Origin of the sequence: Streptomyces sp. NPDC101490 (assembly GCF_044767145.1) — a bacterium.
GTDB lineage: Bacteria > Actinomycetota > Actinomycetes > Streptomycetales > Streptomycetaceae > Streptomyces.
Genome location: NZ_JBIWNI010000004.1, coordinates 303,653 through 320,014, shown reverse-complemented (window position 1 = coordinate 320,014; position 16,362 = coordinate 303,653). Strand labels below are relative to the sequence as shown.

8 protein-coding genes are annotated in these 16,362 nt (G+C 75.9%); all 8 read right to left on the bottom strand.

Annotated features, from left to right (window positions below; translation table 11 throughout):
• Positions 1-91 precede the first annotated feature (91 nt).
• Complete coding sequence (locus tag ACIRQY_RS12475) at positions 92-2,908, bottom strand: hypothetical protein (RefSeq protein ID WP_403924415.1); 2,817 nt, start codon at positions 2,906-2,908, stop codon at positions 92-94.
• Positions 2,905-6,861, bottom strand: a complete 3,957-nt coding sequence (locus tag ACIRQY_RS12470) for a tubulin-like doman-containing protein (protein WP_403924412.1) — start codon at positions 6,859-6,861, stop codon at positions 2,905-2,907. Before ACIRQY_RS12470 ends, ACIRQY_RS12475 begins: the two co-directional genes overlap by 4 nt.
• Before the next feature lie 101 nt (positions 6,862-6,962).
• Positions 6,963-9,560, bottom strand: coding sequence for a VWA domain-containing protein (locus ACIRQY_RS12465; RefSeq protein ID WP_403924702.1), 2,598 nt, complete (start codon positions 9,558-9,560; stop codon positions 6,963-6,965).
• A gap of 8 nt (positions 9,561-9,568) precedes the next feature.
• Positions 9,569-10,015: a Pycsar system effector family protein gene (locus tag ACIRQY_RS12460; RefSeq protein ID WP_403924409.1), complete on the bottom strand. Its 447-nt coding sequence runs from the start codon at positions 10,013-10,015 to the stop codon at positions 9,569-9,571.
• Positions 10,016-10,269: 254 nt separating this feature from the next.
• On the bottom strand, positions 10,270-11,910 hold the full coding sequence (locus tag ACIRQY_RS12455; RefSeq protein ID WP_403924406.1) for a hypothetical protein: 1,641 nt from the start codon (positions 11,908-11,910) through the stop codon (positions 10,270-10,272).
• Positions 11,907-14,423: a hypothetical protein gene (locus ACIRQY_RS12450; protein WP_403924404.1), complete on the bottom strand. Its 2,517-nt coding sequence runs from the start codon at positions 14,421-14,423 to the stop codon at positions 11,907-11,909. Before ACIRQY_RS12450 ends, ACIRQY_RS12455 begins: the two co-directional genes overlap by 4 nt.
• Positions 14,420-15,400, bottom strand: a complete 981-nt coding sequence (locus tag ACIRQY_RS12445; RefSeq protein ID WP_403924401.1) for a hypothetical protein — start codon at positions 15,398-15,400, stop codon at positions 14,420-14,422. The genes ACIRQY_RS12450 and ACIRQY_RS12445 overlap by 4 nt, the downstream gene beginning before the upstream one ends.
• Positions 15,401-15,492: 92 nt before the next feature.
• Entirely contained in the window at positions 15,493-16,218 is a 726-nt protein-coding gene (locus tag ACIRQY_RS12440; protein WP_351781617.1) for a Crp/Fnr family transcriptional regulator, read from the bottom strand.
• Positions 16,219-16,362: the final 144 nt, after the last annotated feature.

Below are 16,362 nucleotides of genomic sequence, written 5' to 3'. Positions count from 1 at the left end.
GCCGGGTCGTCCGGATCCCACGGTTCGTCCGGGGCCCCGGGGTCGTTCGGGTCCCCGGGGTCGTTCCCGTGGTTCGGACGGTTCGGGTCGGTCACTGGTCTTCCGCCTCCTCGGCGCGGACGGTGTGCACGACGTCCGCGCGGAGCGGGACGAGACGGAGGATTCCCGCGTGGCGCCCCGCGCCGGTCCAGACGACGTCCTCGGGAGTGCCCCGCCAGATGTCGTCGCCGGCCGCCCCACGCCGCATGGCCTCCGGTACGAACCGGATCTGCCGGGCGGCGAGGGGGTCGTGCGAGAGCAGCCGCAGGTGCTCGGGCCCGCAGAGCGCGACCGTGAGTCCGGGGTCGTCCCCGGCGAGGAGCAGCCGGGCCACCGCGTCGGGGGCGACCCCGCTGAGCCGGGCGGCGTCGGGCCGGTCGACGGGGGCGGTGGTGAGCCCGGTGGGGCCCCCGGGGTCGCGCGGCCCGTCGGGGCGGGACGGCGGCGAGGCGGCCACGTCCCGCTCCAGGCGCAGCCGGGTGTCGTCCAGGAGTTCCGTGAGCCGCTGCGCGTGGACCGGGGAGGCGGGGGCGCCGGGGTCGCGCTCGACGCCCGCCCAGCAGCGGTCGAGGATCAGGAGGGTACCCGCGACCAGGTCGCCGACGAGGGTGTCGACGAGGAACGGGCCGCCGTCCCCGTGCCGCCGTTCCAGCCAGGCGGGCGCGGGCGGTGCCGAGGACCCTCCATGGCGGTCCTCGGGGTCCCGGGCGGAGAAGCCCGGGACCCCGGCGGTGGACCTGCCGGAAGACCCGTAGGGGTCCCGGTCATCCCCGTCCCCGTCCCCGTCTCCGGCTCCGTAGGGGCTCCCGTACGGGTTGTCCCGGCCCCCGTAGGGGCTCCTCCCGTGGAGGTCGTCCCGGTTCCCGAAGGTGTCCCCGTACGGGTCTCCGTAGTGGTCGTCACCCCTGTCCCCGAACGTGTCCCCGAAGGTGTCCCCGAACGAGTCTCCGTGGGGGTCGTACGAACCCCTGTGCGCGTTCCCGTACGGGCCCCCGTAGGTGTCCCCGCGCGGGTTCCCGTACGGGTCCAGCGGACGGGAGGCGTCGGAGGAGCGGGCCGACGGCGGCGGGAGGCTCTCGCCCCACTCGCCGCCGCCCCACTCGCCGCCATCCCACTCGCCGCCTCCCCGGCCCTCCCGGCTCCGGTCCTCCCGGCTCCGGTCCTCCCGGTTCCGGGTCGCCGCGCGGAAGTCCGCGCCCGGCGGGACGGCGGTGCCGGACCTGTGCCTGTCGGCCGTGTCCGCGAGGTCACCGAGCAGCCGGGACACCGCGCCCGCGCCCGCCGAGCAGTGGTGGCGCACCTCGGCGAAGAGCCAGTCGTGCACGGCGGTCGTGACGACGAGGTTCCGGACCTCCCCGAGGACGCGCCAGGCCTCCTCCGGGTCCGCCCGCGCCCACCAGTCGTCCACGCCCCGGGTCCAGTCCCGCAGCGCGAGGAGGACGACGGCCGTGAGGGACACGGCGAGCGCCAGGGCCCCCGCCCACGGCGGCGGGCCGAGGAACAGCCCCAGGGCCGCCCCGGCCAGGCCACCGAGGAGGCCGCCGAGCAGCCGGGGCGCGGCCCCCGTCGACCCGCCGCCGTCGGTCCGGCCGTCCGGCGACCGGTTGGGCCTGCGTCGCAGCGCCAGCCGGGCGAGTCCGGCGGCGACGGCGCCGACGGCCGGGCCGAGGACCCAGCCGAGGACCGGCCACACCCCGGCGAGCAGGGCGAGGAGCCCGGTGACCGCGAAGGCCGTGGGACGCGGGCCCCCGGCCGTGAAGGCGTACCGGCCGTCGAGCCGCCGCAGCCGCTCGGGGCCGCAGAGCGCGTCGAGCCGGGCGAGCCGGGCGGTGCTGCCGACGGGCGCGGTGCGCGCGGACAGCGCGGAGAGCCTGGCCGCGACCGAACGCAGCGGGAGACCCCGGCCGATCAGTTCGTGGGTGTGGTCGCGCAGGGCCGGGACGATCCCGGCACGGGTGATCTCCCGTGGCATCTCGGGGAGTTCGACGCCCCGGTCCCGGAGGACGGCCCGGTGCTCGACGGTGGGGCGGCTGCCGCCCGCGGCGCCGAACGCGTCCGCGACGACGGCCCGGACCCGGCCCAGCTCCCGTACCACCCGCTCGATGTCCCCCGGCAGATCGACGTCCACGCCCGCCCGGGTGAGGAGTCCGGCCGCGCCCCGGACCCGCTGGTGTCCGTCGACGGCGTCCGCGACGGCCTCCTCGCAGGCGGCGAGCGCGGCCCCGGTCCTGCCCCCGGGCGGCAGCCACTGGTGACCGGCCAGGGAACGCGGCACGCCCTCGTCGAGGAGCAGCGCCGGCGCGCCGGGCACCCGCTCGGCGGCGGACGCGCCCGAGGGCACCTCCTGGCCAACGAGCCCCTCGACCGCCTGCCGCCAGGCGCGCTCCCGTGCCTCGTCGGTGAGGTCGTGCTCCAGGACGCGCACGGCGGGCACGGCGACCCCGTGCACGACCTCGCCGAGCGCGCGCAGGACCGCGTCGAAGACCTCCGGGGTGGCCAGGACGTCGACGAGCGGGCGCAGTACGGCATCGCCGGGCACCTCGTCCTCGACGCCGTCGAAGAGCCAGAGGACGCCCGCGGCGGGCGGGCGCAGGGTGAGGGTGCGGCGCACGGTCCGCCCGTTCCGGTCGCCGACCGCGAGGCAGACGACGCGGGCGGGGCCGTACGAGGAGAGGCGCTCGTAGAGCCGCTGGTGGGCGACGAGCCGGTCGGCCGTGTCGAGCACGAGGAAGCGGCGTTCGCCGCCGGGTCGTTGTGCGTCGAGGGCGGCCCGGACGGCGTCGTCGGGGTCGTGTGCCGTCGCCGTCCTCAGGTCCAGGCAGACGGCGTGCCCCGGGAGGGGCCGTTCGGGAAGGACGCGCGGGCTCACTCGGCCTCCTTCTCCGGGTCGCGGCGGGGTGCCCTCCGGTCGTCCCGCCCGGCCCCGCCGTCACCACGGACACCGGAGCCGGAGCCGGAGCCGGAGCCGCCGGAACCCTGACCGGAGCCCCGACCGTGGCCCCGCGCGGGGCCGGGCCCGGGGTGACGACCCGGGTCGCGGTCCGGATCCCGGCCGGGCCGACGGCCGGGCTCGCGGTCGGTCCCACGTCCGGGGCCGGGATCTCCTACGGGATCCCTCACAGGGTCGCGTCCGGGGTCGCGGTCCTCGAACGGCTCATCGAACGGGTCGGCGTACGGGGTCCCGTACGGGTTTCCCTCCCGGCGGCCGTCCCCGCGGCCGTCCCCGCGGCCGTCCCGGTGTCGGTTCGGGTGTCCGTTCCGCTGTTCGTCCCACTGTTCCTCCCGGGCCCCGCGCCTGTCTCCACGCCGGTCTCCCTCCCGTGTTCGCCCCCGAAGTCCGTCCTGGTATCCGTCCCGACGTCCGTCCTGGTGTCCGTGCGGCTCCTCGTACGGGTTCTCGTACGGCTCGTCGTCGTACGGGGCGAGGTCCGGCTCGGGGTCGGGCGCGGGGTCCGGCTCGGGGTCGAACTCCCACTCGCCGTCGTAGGCGGACCGGTGCCGGGGCGTCCGTCCGCCAGGGCCGGGGCCCCGGGTGTCCCTGTCCCCGTAGGGGACGCGGGGGTCGGGCCCCGGGCCGTCGCCGGTCCCGTAGGGGCCCTGCTCGTCGTTCCCGTACGGGGCACGTGGTCCGCCCCCGCTCCCGTACCCGCCCCGCTCCCCCGTCCCCTGCGGGCGGGGGCCCCGGCCGGGTGCCGGGCGCGGGGTGTGCCGGTCGTACAGGGCGCGCAGGCTCGACTTGGTCGCGCGGGCCGCCTTCGGGAAGCGCATGGCCAGGGCGCCGGGGTAGGTGACGGACCAGAAGTGGCGCAGCGGGGCGAGCCATTCGCTGTCCGCCGGGCCGAACTCCTCGACCAGCCCGTCGATGAGGTCGAGCTGGCGCGGGGCGACCTCTTCCACGAACCGTGCGAAGAGCGGCGAGGGCGGCACCGGCACCTGTGCGAGCCCCTTCGGCAGGGCCTGCATGAGGCGTTCGCAGAACTGCTCGATGATCTGCCCCTCGTCGAGCAGTGCCCAGCGCTCGTACGCGCGCAGCAGCCCGGCCCAGCTGGAGAGGGAGCCGTCGAAGTCCTCCAGGCGCAGCGACATGGTCGCGGACTCGCCGTCCTGGAGCCGGATGCGCACCCGGTGGGGCGAGTCCGCCGGGCCCTCGGCGTCGACGTGCCCGTTCCACATCGCGCAGAGCAGCCGGTGCAGGATGCGCTGCCGGTCGTGTTCGGTGGAGACCAGCCAGTCGTCCTGGTAGCCGAGGCGCTGGCGCCAGTGCAGGAAGTCGTCCTCGCCGCCCGCGTCGCGCGCCTCGGACCAGACGCTGAGGACACCGCGGACCTCGGAGATGTCGGTGAGGTTCATGCCGCTGCGGAAGAAGACGACGGTGATGGAGTCGGTGTCGCCCGCGCGGCTCTCCGGGGTGACCCGGGCGGGCAGGTTGAGTTCCTGTTCGAGGAAGTCGCGGGCCCGGCCGTCCGCCTCGCTCGCCGGGTGCACGATGAGGATCTTCAGCGGCCCGCTGCCGTCGGGGACGAACCCCACCGGGATCAGCCCGGCGAGCCGGGCGCGGAACTGGTCGAGCCAGCGCGGATCGACCTTGGCCTCGGCGGACTCGTCGCCGGACGCGGCCCGCAGGAGCAGTTCCATGGAGGGCAGCAGGGGGCGGGCGAAGACGTCGTCGTTGGCCTCGCCGAAAAGACGTTTGACCCGGCGCTCGACGACCTGCTTGATCTCCTTCACGGCCGCCCCCGCGGACCGCCGGACGGTGTCGAGGGCCCGCCGCCAATCGTCGGGGCCGACGAGCCTGCCGAGGATGGCGGCGGGGTCGGCGGTCTCCGGCAGGCCCAGGCTCTCGGCGAGCCGGTCCACGACGTCGTCGTAGAAGGCGCGCAGGGTGTTCTGCGGGGGCAGCAGGTAGGCGATGCCCGCGCGGTCGTCGCGGTAGAGGTCGCGGCGGCGTTCGGCGAAGGACTTCGCCTCGTCGTGCTCGTGCGCGCGCAGCGCCTTGGCGAGTTCGGCGACCTCGACGGTGACCCGGTTGAGGGAGGGCCGCCACTGGGCCTCGCCCGCCTGCCAGCCCCGGTGCCAGAGGGTGCGGGCCCGCCACTGGTACCAGGCTTCCTGGGCGGCGAGCGCGTCCTGGACGTCGGGATCGCTCCACCGGGCCGGTACGACTCCGCCGACGCTGCCCCGGACGGCGGGGATGGCGGGCGCGGAGGTCCCCACGTCCGGCGGCCGTTCGGGTTCGTTGCGCCGGTTGTCGAGCATTCCGGTGAAGCCCTCCCTGGCCACCCGGTCGGGGTGGCCGGGCAGTCCTGCGAGGACCACCTCGACCTGGAACGGGTCCATCCGGCCCAGGAGTTCACGGACTCCGGCGCTGGGCCGGAAGTCCTCGGTGAGGCGGGGCATCTCGCGGGCGAGACCGCTGTCGAGGCGGCGCAGGGCCTCCTCCATGTCCCCGAGCCGGTTCCGGAGTTCCTGGGTGATCCGGTTGCGGCCCCGGGGGAGTTGCTCGGGCGCGGGCACGTCGGGGGCCTCACGGCTCCAGAGGCGGCCGACGCCGGAGCGGGTGAACAGGTCCCGCACGTGGTTCTGGCCCTCCCGGTCGGGCCGTGCGGCACGCTCGGCCATGCCGCTCACGGCCTGGGCGAGGAGGCGGGCGGCGACGATCTCGGCGAGGTCGTCGACGGGCACGGTCAGGGAGGCGGCGAGGCTGGTGGACATGCCCCGGTAGCCGATGCCGGTGCGGGCGGGCGTCGAGCGTTCGACGCTCTTGTTGATGAAGCTGGCGGCGAAGGACTGGTAGTCCTCGTCGGCGCGGGTGGCCGAACCGCTGTCGTCGCCGATGTCGGTGCCGATCAGCGACATCACCATGGCGGCGATGGAGCGGCGCAGGTCCTCGCTGCCGATGACGGCGGGTTTGGAGAACAGGAACGCGGTCTGCATGGTGGCCGGGCGCAGCGCGACGACGCCGTCGCCGGGGTAGGTGACGCTCAGCCTGCCCCGGTCCTCGACGTCGCCGACCTGGTCGAGGGCGTCGGGCACGTTCTGGTCGTCGACGAGCCGTGAGAGGTCCACGAGGGCGCGGGCCGAGTTGAGTTCGGCTTCGCGTCCGCCGCCCGCCTCGGGCGGGAAGGCGGACGGCATGACGACCAGCGGGTAGATCTTCACCCCGGGGACCCGGGCGTTGCGGAACTCGTGGCCGATGAGGTGGATGAAGTCGTAGAAGATCCCGGCGCCCGTTCCTCCGGCGACGGAGAAGGCGACGAAGACGTCACAGCCCCTGATCCGGCCGCCGCCGACCCGCCGGAGGTCCCCGGCTGCCTGGCCGATGGCGCCGATGGCCTCGCGGAGCTGACGGAGGACGGGTTCGAGGCCGGAGCGCAGGGTCGCGAAGAGGGCGGCGCGGCCGACGGTCGGGAGCTGGCCCGCGCCCGCGTTGAGCGGGGCGACGCGCGGCTGGCGGGCCTGCGGCGGCAGCCACAGCCGGGTCTCCTCGGGGAGGGAGACCCGCAGCATGCGGGTCACGTCGGGCGAGCTCTCCAGGTCGGTGGGGAGCAGGTCGCGGACCATGCGGGAGGTACGGGCGAAGGCGGCGCCCTCGGCGCCCTTGGCGCGGAACTGCGGCTGGTTGAGCAGTTCGCCCTCGCTGAAGTCGGCGTAGACGAACTGGAGGCAGTCGGGCAGCTGGAAGGGCAGCCGACGGCCGCCGTCGACCAGGTCGGTGCCGTCGGGTCCGCACAGTTCCCGGCGCAGGCCGCGCTCCAGTTCGCTGCCGATGCGTCCGCCGGTGCCGCCGAGCCCGACGAACAGCATCGGCTGGTAGATCTTCATGTCCTTCTCCTCGCTGCCCCGTTCAGAGCTCACGCGTTCGGGGCCGACCGATCCGGTGAGCCGGATGAGGTCCGTCCGGAATCGGTCGGGTGCCGGTCCGTTCAGAAGTTGTCGTCGTAGCCACCGCCCGGGTCGGGTGAGGTGCCCGCGCCCGGGTCGCCGGGTCGGCCCTCGGAGTCCGTACGGCCTCCCCTCCGTGCTCCGGGGGCGCCGACGGGCTCGGTGCGCCGGGCCGCGCCGGGCCACCAGGCCGCCCGGCCGGTGCGGGACCCGCGGTTCTGGCGCCCGGCACCGGTACGGCTTCCGACGCCCGTACGGTCCCCGTCGCCGCGCGGGGCCGTGCGGCCGCTCCGTACGACCAGTTCGTGGTCGCCGATGCCGGTCGGTTCGCCGGACCTGAGCGGGGCCTGGCCACCGCCCCGGAGGCGCAGCAGCAGTTCACCCGCGCCGTCGCGGCGCAGCACGTGGGCGCTGGAGGCGGAGCCGCCGGGGACACGGCGGAGGGTCGGGGGCGCCCCGTAGGGCTCGTCCACGGTGAAGGCGAAGGCGCCGCCGGGGCACTGTCCCCTGCGCACGGTCAGCGAGTCCAACGGCCTTCCGTCCTGGCACAGTTCGAGGGTGACACCGGTCAGGTCGCGGCGGCGCCGGCGGGCGGCGAGCCGGATTCCGGCGAAGGCGCCCGCGAGGAGGACGACGGTGGCGCCCGCGGCCACGGCCCACCACCACCGGTCCCACCAGGTCGGCGGGGCCACCACCCGGACGTTCAGGAAGGCGCTGCGCAGGGCCCGGTCGCCGTCTCCGGTGTCCACGGCGGTGATCCGGCCGCCGAGTTCGCCGAGGGGCGTGCCCGGACCGACGGTGACGGTGAAGGGGACGCGGACGGCCTTGTTCGGCGGGGCGGTGACGGTCGCCGGGGTGACGGCGAGTTCCGCGCCGGGGACCTGGTCCGCCAGGGCGAGGCGCAGGGTGTGCGGCGCGGTGTCGTTGTTGGTGACGTCGAGGGTGCCGTGGACGGTGCCGCCGGGGTGGACGGTGACGGAGTCGGTGACGAGCCCGGCGGTCACCAGGGGGACGCCGTCGGCGGCGCGGGCGTGCAGCGGGCGCCGGTCGGAGACGATGCCGGGGGCGGCCATCCTGGTGAGGAGTTCCAGGTCGCCGGTGGCTCCGGCGGGCAGCGTGAACGTACCGGTGAACCGCACGTCCCCGGCCCTGGCGTCGGGGGCCCTGCCGTCGTCCGCGAGCCGGAAGGAGACGGGGCCGAAGCCGTCGCCGCTGAGGTCGGCCGTCACGGCGAGCCCGGCGAGCTGGCCCGGGTCGGTGATGACGACTCCGCGCCGGGTCTGCATCCGTACCTCCACCGTCACCTTCTCCCCGGGGCGCGGGGACGCGGGGTCGAGGACGACCATGGAGCGGAGCCGGCCCTGCCAGATGGCCCGGACGGCGACCTCGCGGTCCCCGTGGCCCTCCGGGGCCTCGATGTGGACCCGCCAGCGGCCGGGCAGCGGGTTGGTGACGCGGAGCGCCTCGACGGGGCCGTTCTGGCCGCTCACCTCGAAGACGGAGCCGTCGAGCTCGCCCTGGGCGGGGACCTTGCGGCCCGCCGGGTCGTAGTAGGTGACCCGTACCTTCGGATCGTGCTTGGCGACGGTCAGGGAACCGTCGGTGGCGATGGGCGGGATGGTGACGGTCAGGTCGGCGGGGGGCTTGCCGACGGTGCCGTGGGCGATCCGGGCGCAGCGGGCGGCGGCGAAGGTCTCCTGGAGTGCCGTGTCGATCCCGGCGGAGGTGCCGACGACCCGCATCCGCGGGACGGAGCCGGGAATTCCGGAGCAGGCGCCCCGGTAGCCGCCCTCGGCCATGGCGGTGAGGGCGGCGCGGTCGATCTCGCCGCCGAAGCCGAGGGGCCAGATCTGGACGCCCGCGGCGCGGGCGCGGGCGAGTTCCTCGGTGAGCCTGCGGGCGCCGTTGGCCTGGCGGCTGTCGCGGTCGGTGCCGTACTCGGGGCTGTCGGCGACGTCGAGCCGCCCGTCGGTGAGCAGGAAGACGACCTTGGGGACGGCGGGCGTCCCGGCGCCGGTGGGCGGCCTGCTCCCGGTGAGGCGGGTGACGGCCTGCCGGACGGCGGCGGGGAAGTCGGTGCCGGGGCCGGTGCGGGCGGCGTCGCGGTCGTTGAGGAGCTGGACGCAGTCGCTGAGCCGCTGGCGTCCCGCCGCGTCGACGGCGATGAGCGGGCAGACCTCGCGGACGGGTGACTGGCCGGGCTTCTCGGAGCTGCCGAAGCCGATGACGGTGGCCCGTGAGCGTTCCGATATCTCGCCCTGGCTGATGAGCGCCGCCGCCTCGGTCTCGCGCGCGAGGTCCTTGTCGGCGAGGCTGGCCGACTGGTCGACGACGACGGCGAAGTCGATGGGGTCGGGCCCGTCGGTGGGATCGGCGGGGGCGAGCGGGGCGGCGGGGACACGAAGGGCGACCCGGGCGTACGGGGTGCCCGGCAGGTGCGGGGCGGCCTGGGCGTGGGGGACGGCCGGGGCGTACGGGAACACCGCTGACGCGGCCGGGGCGTACGGGAACACCGTCGGGGCGGCCGGGCGCGCGGGCGCCCCGGGTGCGCCCGGGGCGGCGGTCGCCGCGAACGGTCCGGAGAGGGCGACGAGCGCTCCGGCGAGGAGCAGGACACTGCCCCTGGTGGTCCACTGCATGTTCACTCTCACCACAGTTCGCTGAAGAGGGCCAGAAGGGCGCCGAGCGCGAGCGCGCAGACGCCCAGGCGCAGCCACCGGTACTTCGCGGCGAGCACGAGGCCGTGCACACCGGCCTGTTCGAGGAGCCAGCCGGTGGCGTCCGTGCCGGTGGCGGTGAGCCGGGCGCGCAGCGCGGGCCCGGTCGGGCCGGCCGTCAGCTCGCGCAGCAGCGTGCGGTCGGCGCCGATCCGGGTGCGCGGCAGCACCACGGAGACGAGCATCACCACACCGGCCGTCCACAGCCCGCCCGCGACCAGCAGGAACACGAGTCCCGTCCCGGTGGTGGGCAGGAGGGAGCGCTCCCCCGAGAAGACGACGGCGAGGAAGGCGAGCGCGCCGGAGAGCAGGATCGCGGCCTTGGTGTCGGCCCGCCCGATGTCCTCGCGGACGGTGGAGAGCAGGTGCTCCGCCATGAACCTCAGCTCCTCCTCCCTGAGTACGGGGACCGGGTGCGGCCCGGTCCCGGCCGGGGGCTCCCGTACGGGACGGGGTGCGGGGCGCCGTCCGGGGCCGGGCGCCGGAACCCGTACGGGACCGGTGGGCTCCCCTACGGGACCGGGGGCGGATTCCCTTACGGGCCCGTCCCCCGGCCCCCGTACGGGACCGGTCCGGGGCCCCCGTACGGCGTCCGGTGGGGGCTCCGGGTCCGGTATCGGGACCGGCGCGGTCATGTCTCGTCCCAGTCGTCGAAGGCGGAACTGGCCCTGCCGGGGCGGGTGGTCCGCCGGGACCGGTCGTAGGGGTCGTCGCGGTCGTAGCGGTCGTCCCGGTCGGTCCGCCCGTAGGGGTCGTCCGGGTCGTACCGGTCGTGGCCCCCGTCACGGCGGTCGGCGGGTGTCTCCTCCCGGGGGCCGTCACCGCGCCCCTCACGGGTGTCGTCGTCACGGGACCGCGACCGCTCGCGGTCGCGCCCCCTCCCCCGCTCCCGCTCCCGCTCCCGTTCGGAGCCCGACTCGACGCGGGTCGGCTCGTACACCCGGGGTTCGCGGGGCGCGTCCCCGTGCTCCCCGTGCTCGTCGTCCCAGTCGGGGAAGCTCGGTTCGGGGTGCGCGGGCCCCGGGTCGAGGCGTCGGCGCCCGGTGTCGCCCGGCGGGTTGAGCACCCGGTCGGTGATGCCGCCGAGGACGCTGCCGGTCTGGGTCCGCAGATACATGAGCACCTGGTACATCTGCTCGCCGATGTCGTGCCGTTCGAGGACACCGGTGTCCAGGAGCCGGTTGAAGACGGCCAGGTAGTCCTCCTGGCTCTCCCGCCGCTCCCGCTGGAGCTGGGTGCGGATCTCCCACTGCTTGTCGGGGTTCATCGCCATGTGGTGGGCGATCTGCGCGAGGTCGCCGCGCCGGAAAAGGGCCTCCATCTCGCGGGCCCGGTCGGCGATCAGGGCCCGCTCGGCGGCCTCCCGGCGCCGCTCGGCCTCGGCGACGCGCTCGTCCGCCTCCATCGTGACGCCGACCCGGTCCCGCCGGGAGACCTCCGCCTTGACGGAGTCGTCGAGGTCGATGAAGACGAGGACCCGGGTGCGCAGGCCCATGTCCCGGCCGAAGCTGAGCCGCCCGGCCGCCAGTTCCTCCCGCACGGCTTCGTCGGCGCGCTGCGCCTCGGTGATCCGGAATCTCCTGGAGAGCCTGCGCAGACCGTCGAGCAGTTCGTCGTGGAGGAGTTCGGCGACGTCCTCGACCTGTTCGCGGACGACCAGGTGCGGGTCGGTCACCACCCACTGGACCTTGGCGACGGCTTCGAAGAAGACGCCGTCCCCGGCGGCCGGGAGCTGGAGCCTGAACTCGGTCACGTTGCGCCCCAGCCGCACCTCGAAGACGGTGTAGGGGGTGCCGAACATCGGCTTGTTCACGTCCTCGGTGCGGTCCGGCCAGATGATCCGATGGCCGCCGTTGCGGTAGAGGAGCACAGCGGCGACCCGGCCGCTCCGGCGCCGGTACGGGGGCGCGTACTCACCGACCAGCGGGCCGCGCGGCCGGCCGGCCTGGCCGGAAGCGGAACCGGATTCGGAGCCCCCGCCGGGGCCGTCGTACGGGTCACCGGCCGACCGCCCCCGCGCCGCGCCGTCCCGCTCCCCGTCCCGGGCGTCCGCGTCCCGGTCGGTGTCCTCCGCGTCGTCGTGGCCACCCCGACGGCCGCCGTTCTGCCCTTCGTGCCGCTGCCGTTCCCGGCCGTCCCCGGCACGGGCCCGCTCGTCACGGGCACGGGCACGGTCGCGGCCGTCGCGGTCCGGGTCGTACGCCCGCTCCCCGTCCTGCGGGCGCGCCCGCTCGTCCCGCCGCGGGTTCCTGTCCTGTTCGGGCCCGGTCATCGGTTCGCTCCTTCCGTCACGGCGTCCCACATACGGCGCGCCGCTTCACGGTCCAGGGGCCGGTCGCGGTCCCTGACCAGTTCGTTCAGCAGGCCCCTGAGCCGGTCGCGGTCGCGGCGGTCCACCGCGAGGAGCGGCAGGAAGCCACCGACGTGCCCGAGCGACTCCGGGTCCTTCGCGGCCCGCCGGAGCAGACCGCCGAGCGCCTCCAGGGCAGCTTCCCCGGATCGGGCCGTGGTCAGTGCGTGGCGCAGCAGCCAAGCCAGCGGAGGGGCGAGTTCCGGCCGGGTGGCGAGCAGGGCGACGAGCAGCGGACGGGCCGCGTGTCCGTCGAGTTCGGGCACCTCGCGCAGCCCCCACAGATGGGTGGTGCGGGTGGTGAGCGTCCGGATGACTGAGAGGTGCACGAGGTTGGCCAGATTGAGCCGTCCGTCCTCCAGCCAGTGCCGGAGCCTGCGGAGCACCGGCCCGGGTTCACCGGAGGCCAGCAGCCGGGCCACGCTGAAGGAGGCGGGCACGAGGACCTCGATGTCGGTCGCCTCGCGGGCCCTGACGGTCCGGGCCAGCGCGTCGAGGGAGCCGGGGACGCTCCCGGCGGCCAGGACATAGCCGTGGGCGAGCAGGGCGGTCCTGACGAGGGAGTCCTCGCCCGATCCCGCCCAGTCCTTGAGCACGGCGGCGACGGCGGGCCGGACGCGCGGGTCGCGGGCGGCCTCGGCGAGGGCGGTGGCGGCGGCCATGCGGGCGACCGGCTCGTCGGTGACGGCCAGCGGCACGACCAGTTCGCGGAAGCCGTGGATCCAGTCCCAGGAGCAGAGCACTCCGGCCGCGATGGACGCCCTCACCCACACCTCGGGGCGGGGGTCGTCGCACAGGGCGCGCAGCCAGCGGGCGACCGGGCCGCGCACGTTGTGGTAGCCGTGCCACACCTCCCCGAGGACGGCCCCGGCGAGGGCCTCGCCCTGGAAGCGGACGGCCCGCACCGGGACCTTGGCCGGTCCGAGGTCCAGCTCGCCGTCCTCCAGGACGGCGCGGGCCTGCACCGGGCGGTGTTCGGCGTGGGTGCCGAACAGGCGGCGTCCCGGGGCGTGTTCGGGGTCGAGGGTGACAGCGAGTTCCCAGGAGAGGAGTTCGGCGGCCTCGGCGGCGAGACTGTAGGCGGAGCCGTCGAAGACGGCGACGGCGATGCGGAACGCCCCGGCGTTCAGCGCGGGCAGTGCCTCCGGGAGCGCCCCCGGCCGGTCGGCCCCGGCGAACCACTCGCGGGCCTGCGACCGCACGAACGACCGGCACTCCACGAGGAGCCGCTCGTCCGACATCTCCCCCCGCCAGTGCCCGGCGAGGTGGTCGGCGAGCCGGGCGGCCTCGCGGGGGCGGAGCTCCTCCAGACCGAGCGCGGCGACGACCTCCCGCCGTCCGGCGTGCGCCCGCGCCTCTCCGACGGCCTCGTCGGACTCGGCGCGCAGCCGGTGCCAGAGGTGCCGCTGGAGGACCTCTTCGGCGGGCGGCGGCGCGCAGTACATCCCGTAGCGGCCGCGCAGCAGCCGGTCGGCTAGCTCTCCGTCCTCGACGAGGACGACCCCGTACGCGTCCCGGCCGCGCAGCAGGTCCCCGAAGCGGTCCAGGTGCAGTTCGCTGAGCCGGGGGGTGGGACGGCGGCGGCTCCGGGGGGTGTTCCCCTCGCCCCGGCCGCCGGAGGGTTCGAGCTCGGCGCGCACGTCCTCGGCGAGCAGTTCCAGGAGGTGGCCCCCGCCCTCCTGGAGGGCGTCCTCGGTGATCTCGTCGACGCCGTGGCGCGGGTCGAGCCGGAAGACCCTCCCGCCGGTCAGCTCGTCGAGGAGGGCGAGCGCGGTGGCCTTCCGGCCGCTGCCGGGCTCGCCGCACAGGACGAGCACCCGGTGGTCGCGGAGCCGGTCCCGCATCCGGGGGTACGCGGCGGTCGCGCAGTACACCCGCCCCAGGTGGTCGAGGGTCTCCGGCGGCACGGGGCCCTGGACGAAGTGCGCGGCGCGGTCGGAGCCGTACAGGGCGAAGATCTGGTTGCCCTCGAAGACCGTGCCGTCGCCGTGGATGGTGGTGAGCCGGTCGGCCCCGCCGCCCGCCCAGGTGCGGACGGCCCGGCGGGCCGTGGCGGCGCCGCCGGTGTCGCCCTCGCCCCCGAGGGGCCCCCGGTCGGCGGCGGCGAAGACGCTGGGCTCACGGGGCGGCTGGTCGCCGCCGTCGGCCCCGTCCCGACGGGAATCGCCGTCCCGGCCCCCGCGCTCGCCCCGGTCACCCCTCTCGCCCCGGTCACCGCGACCGCCTCTGTCGTTCCGGTCGCCCCGATCCCCTCGACCGCCCCGGTCACTCCTGTCACCGCGGTCGGAGCCACGGTCGGAGCTGCGGTCAGAGCTACGGTCGGAGCCGCGGTCCCCGCCCCGGTCGGACCCCCGGTCCTCGGCGCCGCCCCGGTCGCCGTACCCCGGCCCGGAGTCCGGGTCGCCGTGCGGCGCGCCCTCGTCCTCGTCGCTCACCGCGCCTCACCCGCCGTGGGCGCGGCCTCCGCCGCCGGGTCCGCGGCGGGGGCCGCCGCCGCACCCCCGCCCGCACCCTGGGCCCCGCCCGTACCCCTGGCCCCACCCCGGCCCGCGCCCGGCTCGGGGCGCGCGTCCTTCCGGATGCCGGTGAACCCGCCGTGGATGGTGTTGCCGTGGACGTCGAGCAGATCCCCCCCGACGTGGTACGTGCGGTTCCCTCCCCCGGTCCGGGGCGTTGGGCCGTCCCCCCGCGACGGCCCAACGCCGGTCCGTGACCCCTCCGCCGCCCGCTCCCCCTCGGCGGACGGCGTCGGCGGCGCCCCCTCGTCCCCCCGCGCCAGGTCCCCGTCCGCCCCGAGGAGCGGCGGCGCGGGCAGGCGCGGCACATGGAACCAGGCGGTCTCGTCGGTCTCCTTGGCGCGGACCCGGGCCGCCCGGTAGTGACCGGGCTCCACGTATCGCCCGCCCTCGGAGACCACGCTCACGTACAGCCAGTCCGAGACGACGACCAGCAGGTCGATCCCGGGGACCTCGTTCATGATCCGCTTGGCCGGGGCGCTGTCGCAGAGCCGGGCGGCAAGGTCCACCGCGCGGCCCACGAGCCCGTGCCGGTCCTGGACGACGAGCCCCGCGTTCATCCCGATCCGCAGCCGCAGCGGCACCCCGCGCCCCTGGTTGTGGTCGCGCAGGCTCTCGTACAGGGTGTCGATCCACCGGCCGACCATCAGGGTCGGCGGCACGTCGGGCCGCAGCGCGGCGAGGATGCCGTCCCCCCGGTCCTCCTGGTGGAAGGTGCCGGGCTCGACGCCGACCGAGCCGAACGCCTCGTCGAACGCCTCGTACATCGCCGTCCGCTGGAGCTTCTTCTCCGCCAGGTCCAGCGAACCGGAGCCGCAGATGTCTCCGAAGACGACGAACCGGTGGATCCCGGCCGGTTCGCCACCCGCTTGCCCGTTCCGTCCCGCAGTGCTCACTCTCGGACTCCCTGTGTGATGCCCCGGTGCCGTTCGTGCCGTGATGCCGTGCGTCCAGACTGACCGCGTTCCGCGGTCGGCGATGTAGCCGTTTACACACCTGGCGGAGATTCGTCGGCCGAACTCCCGCCGGGGCGGGCGCGCCCCTCCGCGAGCAGCACGAGCACCCGCATGTCGAGGACGACGACGGTGCGGTGCGCGGTACGGACCACGCCCTGTTCCCGCAGCAGCCGCAGGGCCTTGGCCACCGCCTCCCGGGTGGCCCCGACGGCGGCGGCCAGATCGTGCTGCGGAAGCGGGAGTTCCAGTACGGTCCCGGTATCGCCCCGCCGTCCGGCGCGTTCGGCCAGCTCGACGAGCCGGGCCGCGAGACGCTGGAGGACGGTCTCGGAGGCGAGCGAGCGGCGCTCGACGTCGGCGCTGCGCAGCCGGGTGGCGAGCTGCCGCAGGATCAGCGAGGTGGCGTGCGGCCGGGCGGCGAGGAAGCGCCGGAACCGGTCGCCGGAGATCGCCACCGCCTCGACCGTGCCCAGGGCGGTGACGCTGGCGCTGCGCGGGCGCCGGTCCACGGCGGCGAGGTCCCCGACGACCTCGCCCTCGCCCCGGAGCGCGAGGATGAGCCGCGAGCCGCGCTCGGTGCCGACCGAGACGACGGCCCAGCCGGAGAGGAGCGCGAGGACGTAGGCGCTGGTGTCCCGTTCGCGGATCATCACCTCCCCGGGGGCGAAGACCCGCCGGGCGCCCTCGGCGAGCAGCGCCCTGCGGTCGGCGGGCGGGAGGGCATGGAGGAACGACCGGTCCTGGCCGAAGAGACTCACCGCGCTCACCCCCGTACCGTCCTCGGGCCCTCCGGGGAAGACCGCCTGCCGGTGATCGACCGGCGCGTTCGCGCGTACGTTTTCGCCCCATGCGCCTTGTCACGCAACGTTGTTGACGCTGTGTCACGCCACGGGGTGAAGAAC

What these genes read in the sequence shown, in the direction of transcription:
- ACIRQY_RS12460 (WP_403924409.1), bottom strand. Translation starts at nt 10,015, where the DNA reads ATGGCGGAGCACCTGCTCTCCACCGTCCGCGAGGACATCGGGCGGGCC.
- ACIRQY_RS12455 (WP_403924406.1), bottom strand. Translation starts at nt 11,910, where the DNA reads ATGACCGGGCCCGAACAGGACAGGAACCCGCGGCGGGACGAGCGGGCG.
- ACIRQY_RS12465 (WP_403924702.1), bottom strand. Translation starts at nt 9,560, where the DNA reads ATGCAGTGGACCACCAGGGGCAGTGTCCTGCTCCTCGCCGGAGCGCTC.
- ACIRQY_RS12470 (WP_403924412.1), bottom strand. Translation starts at nt 6,861, where the DNA reads ATGAAGATCTACCAGCCGATGCTGTTCGTCGGGCTCGGCGGCACCGGC.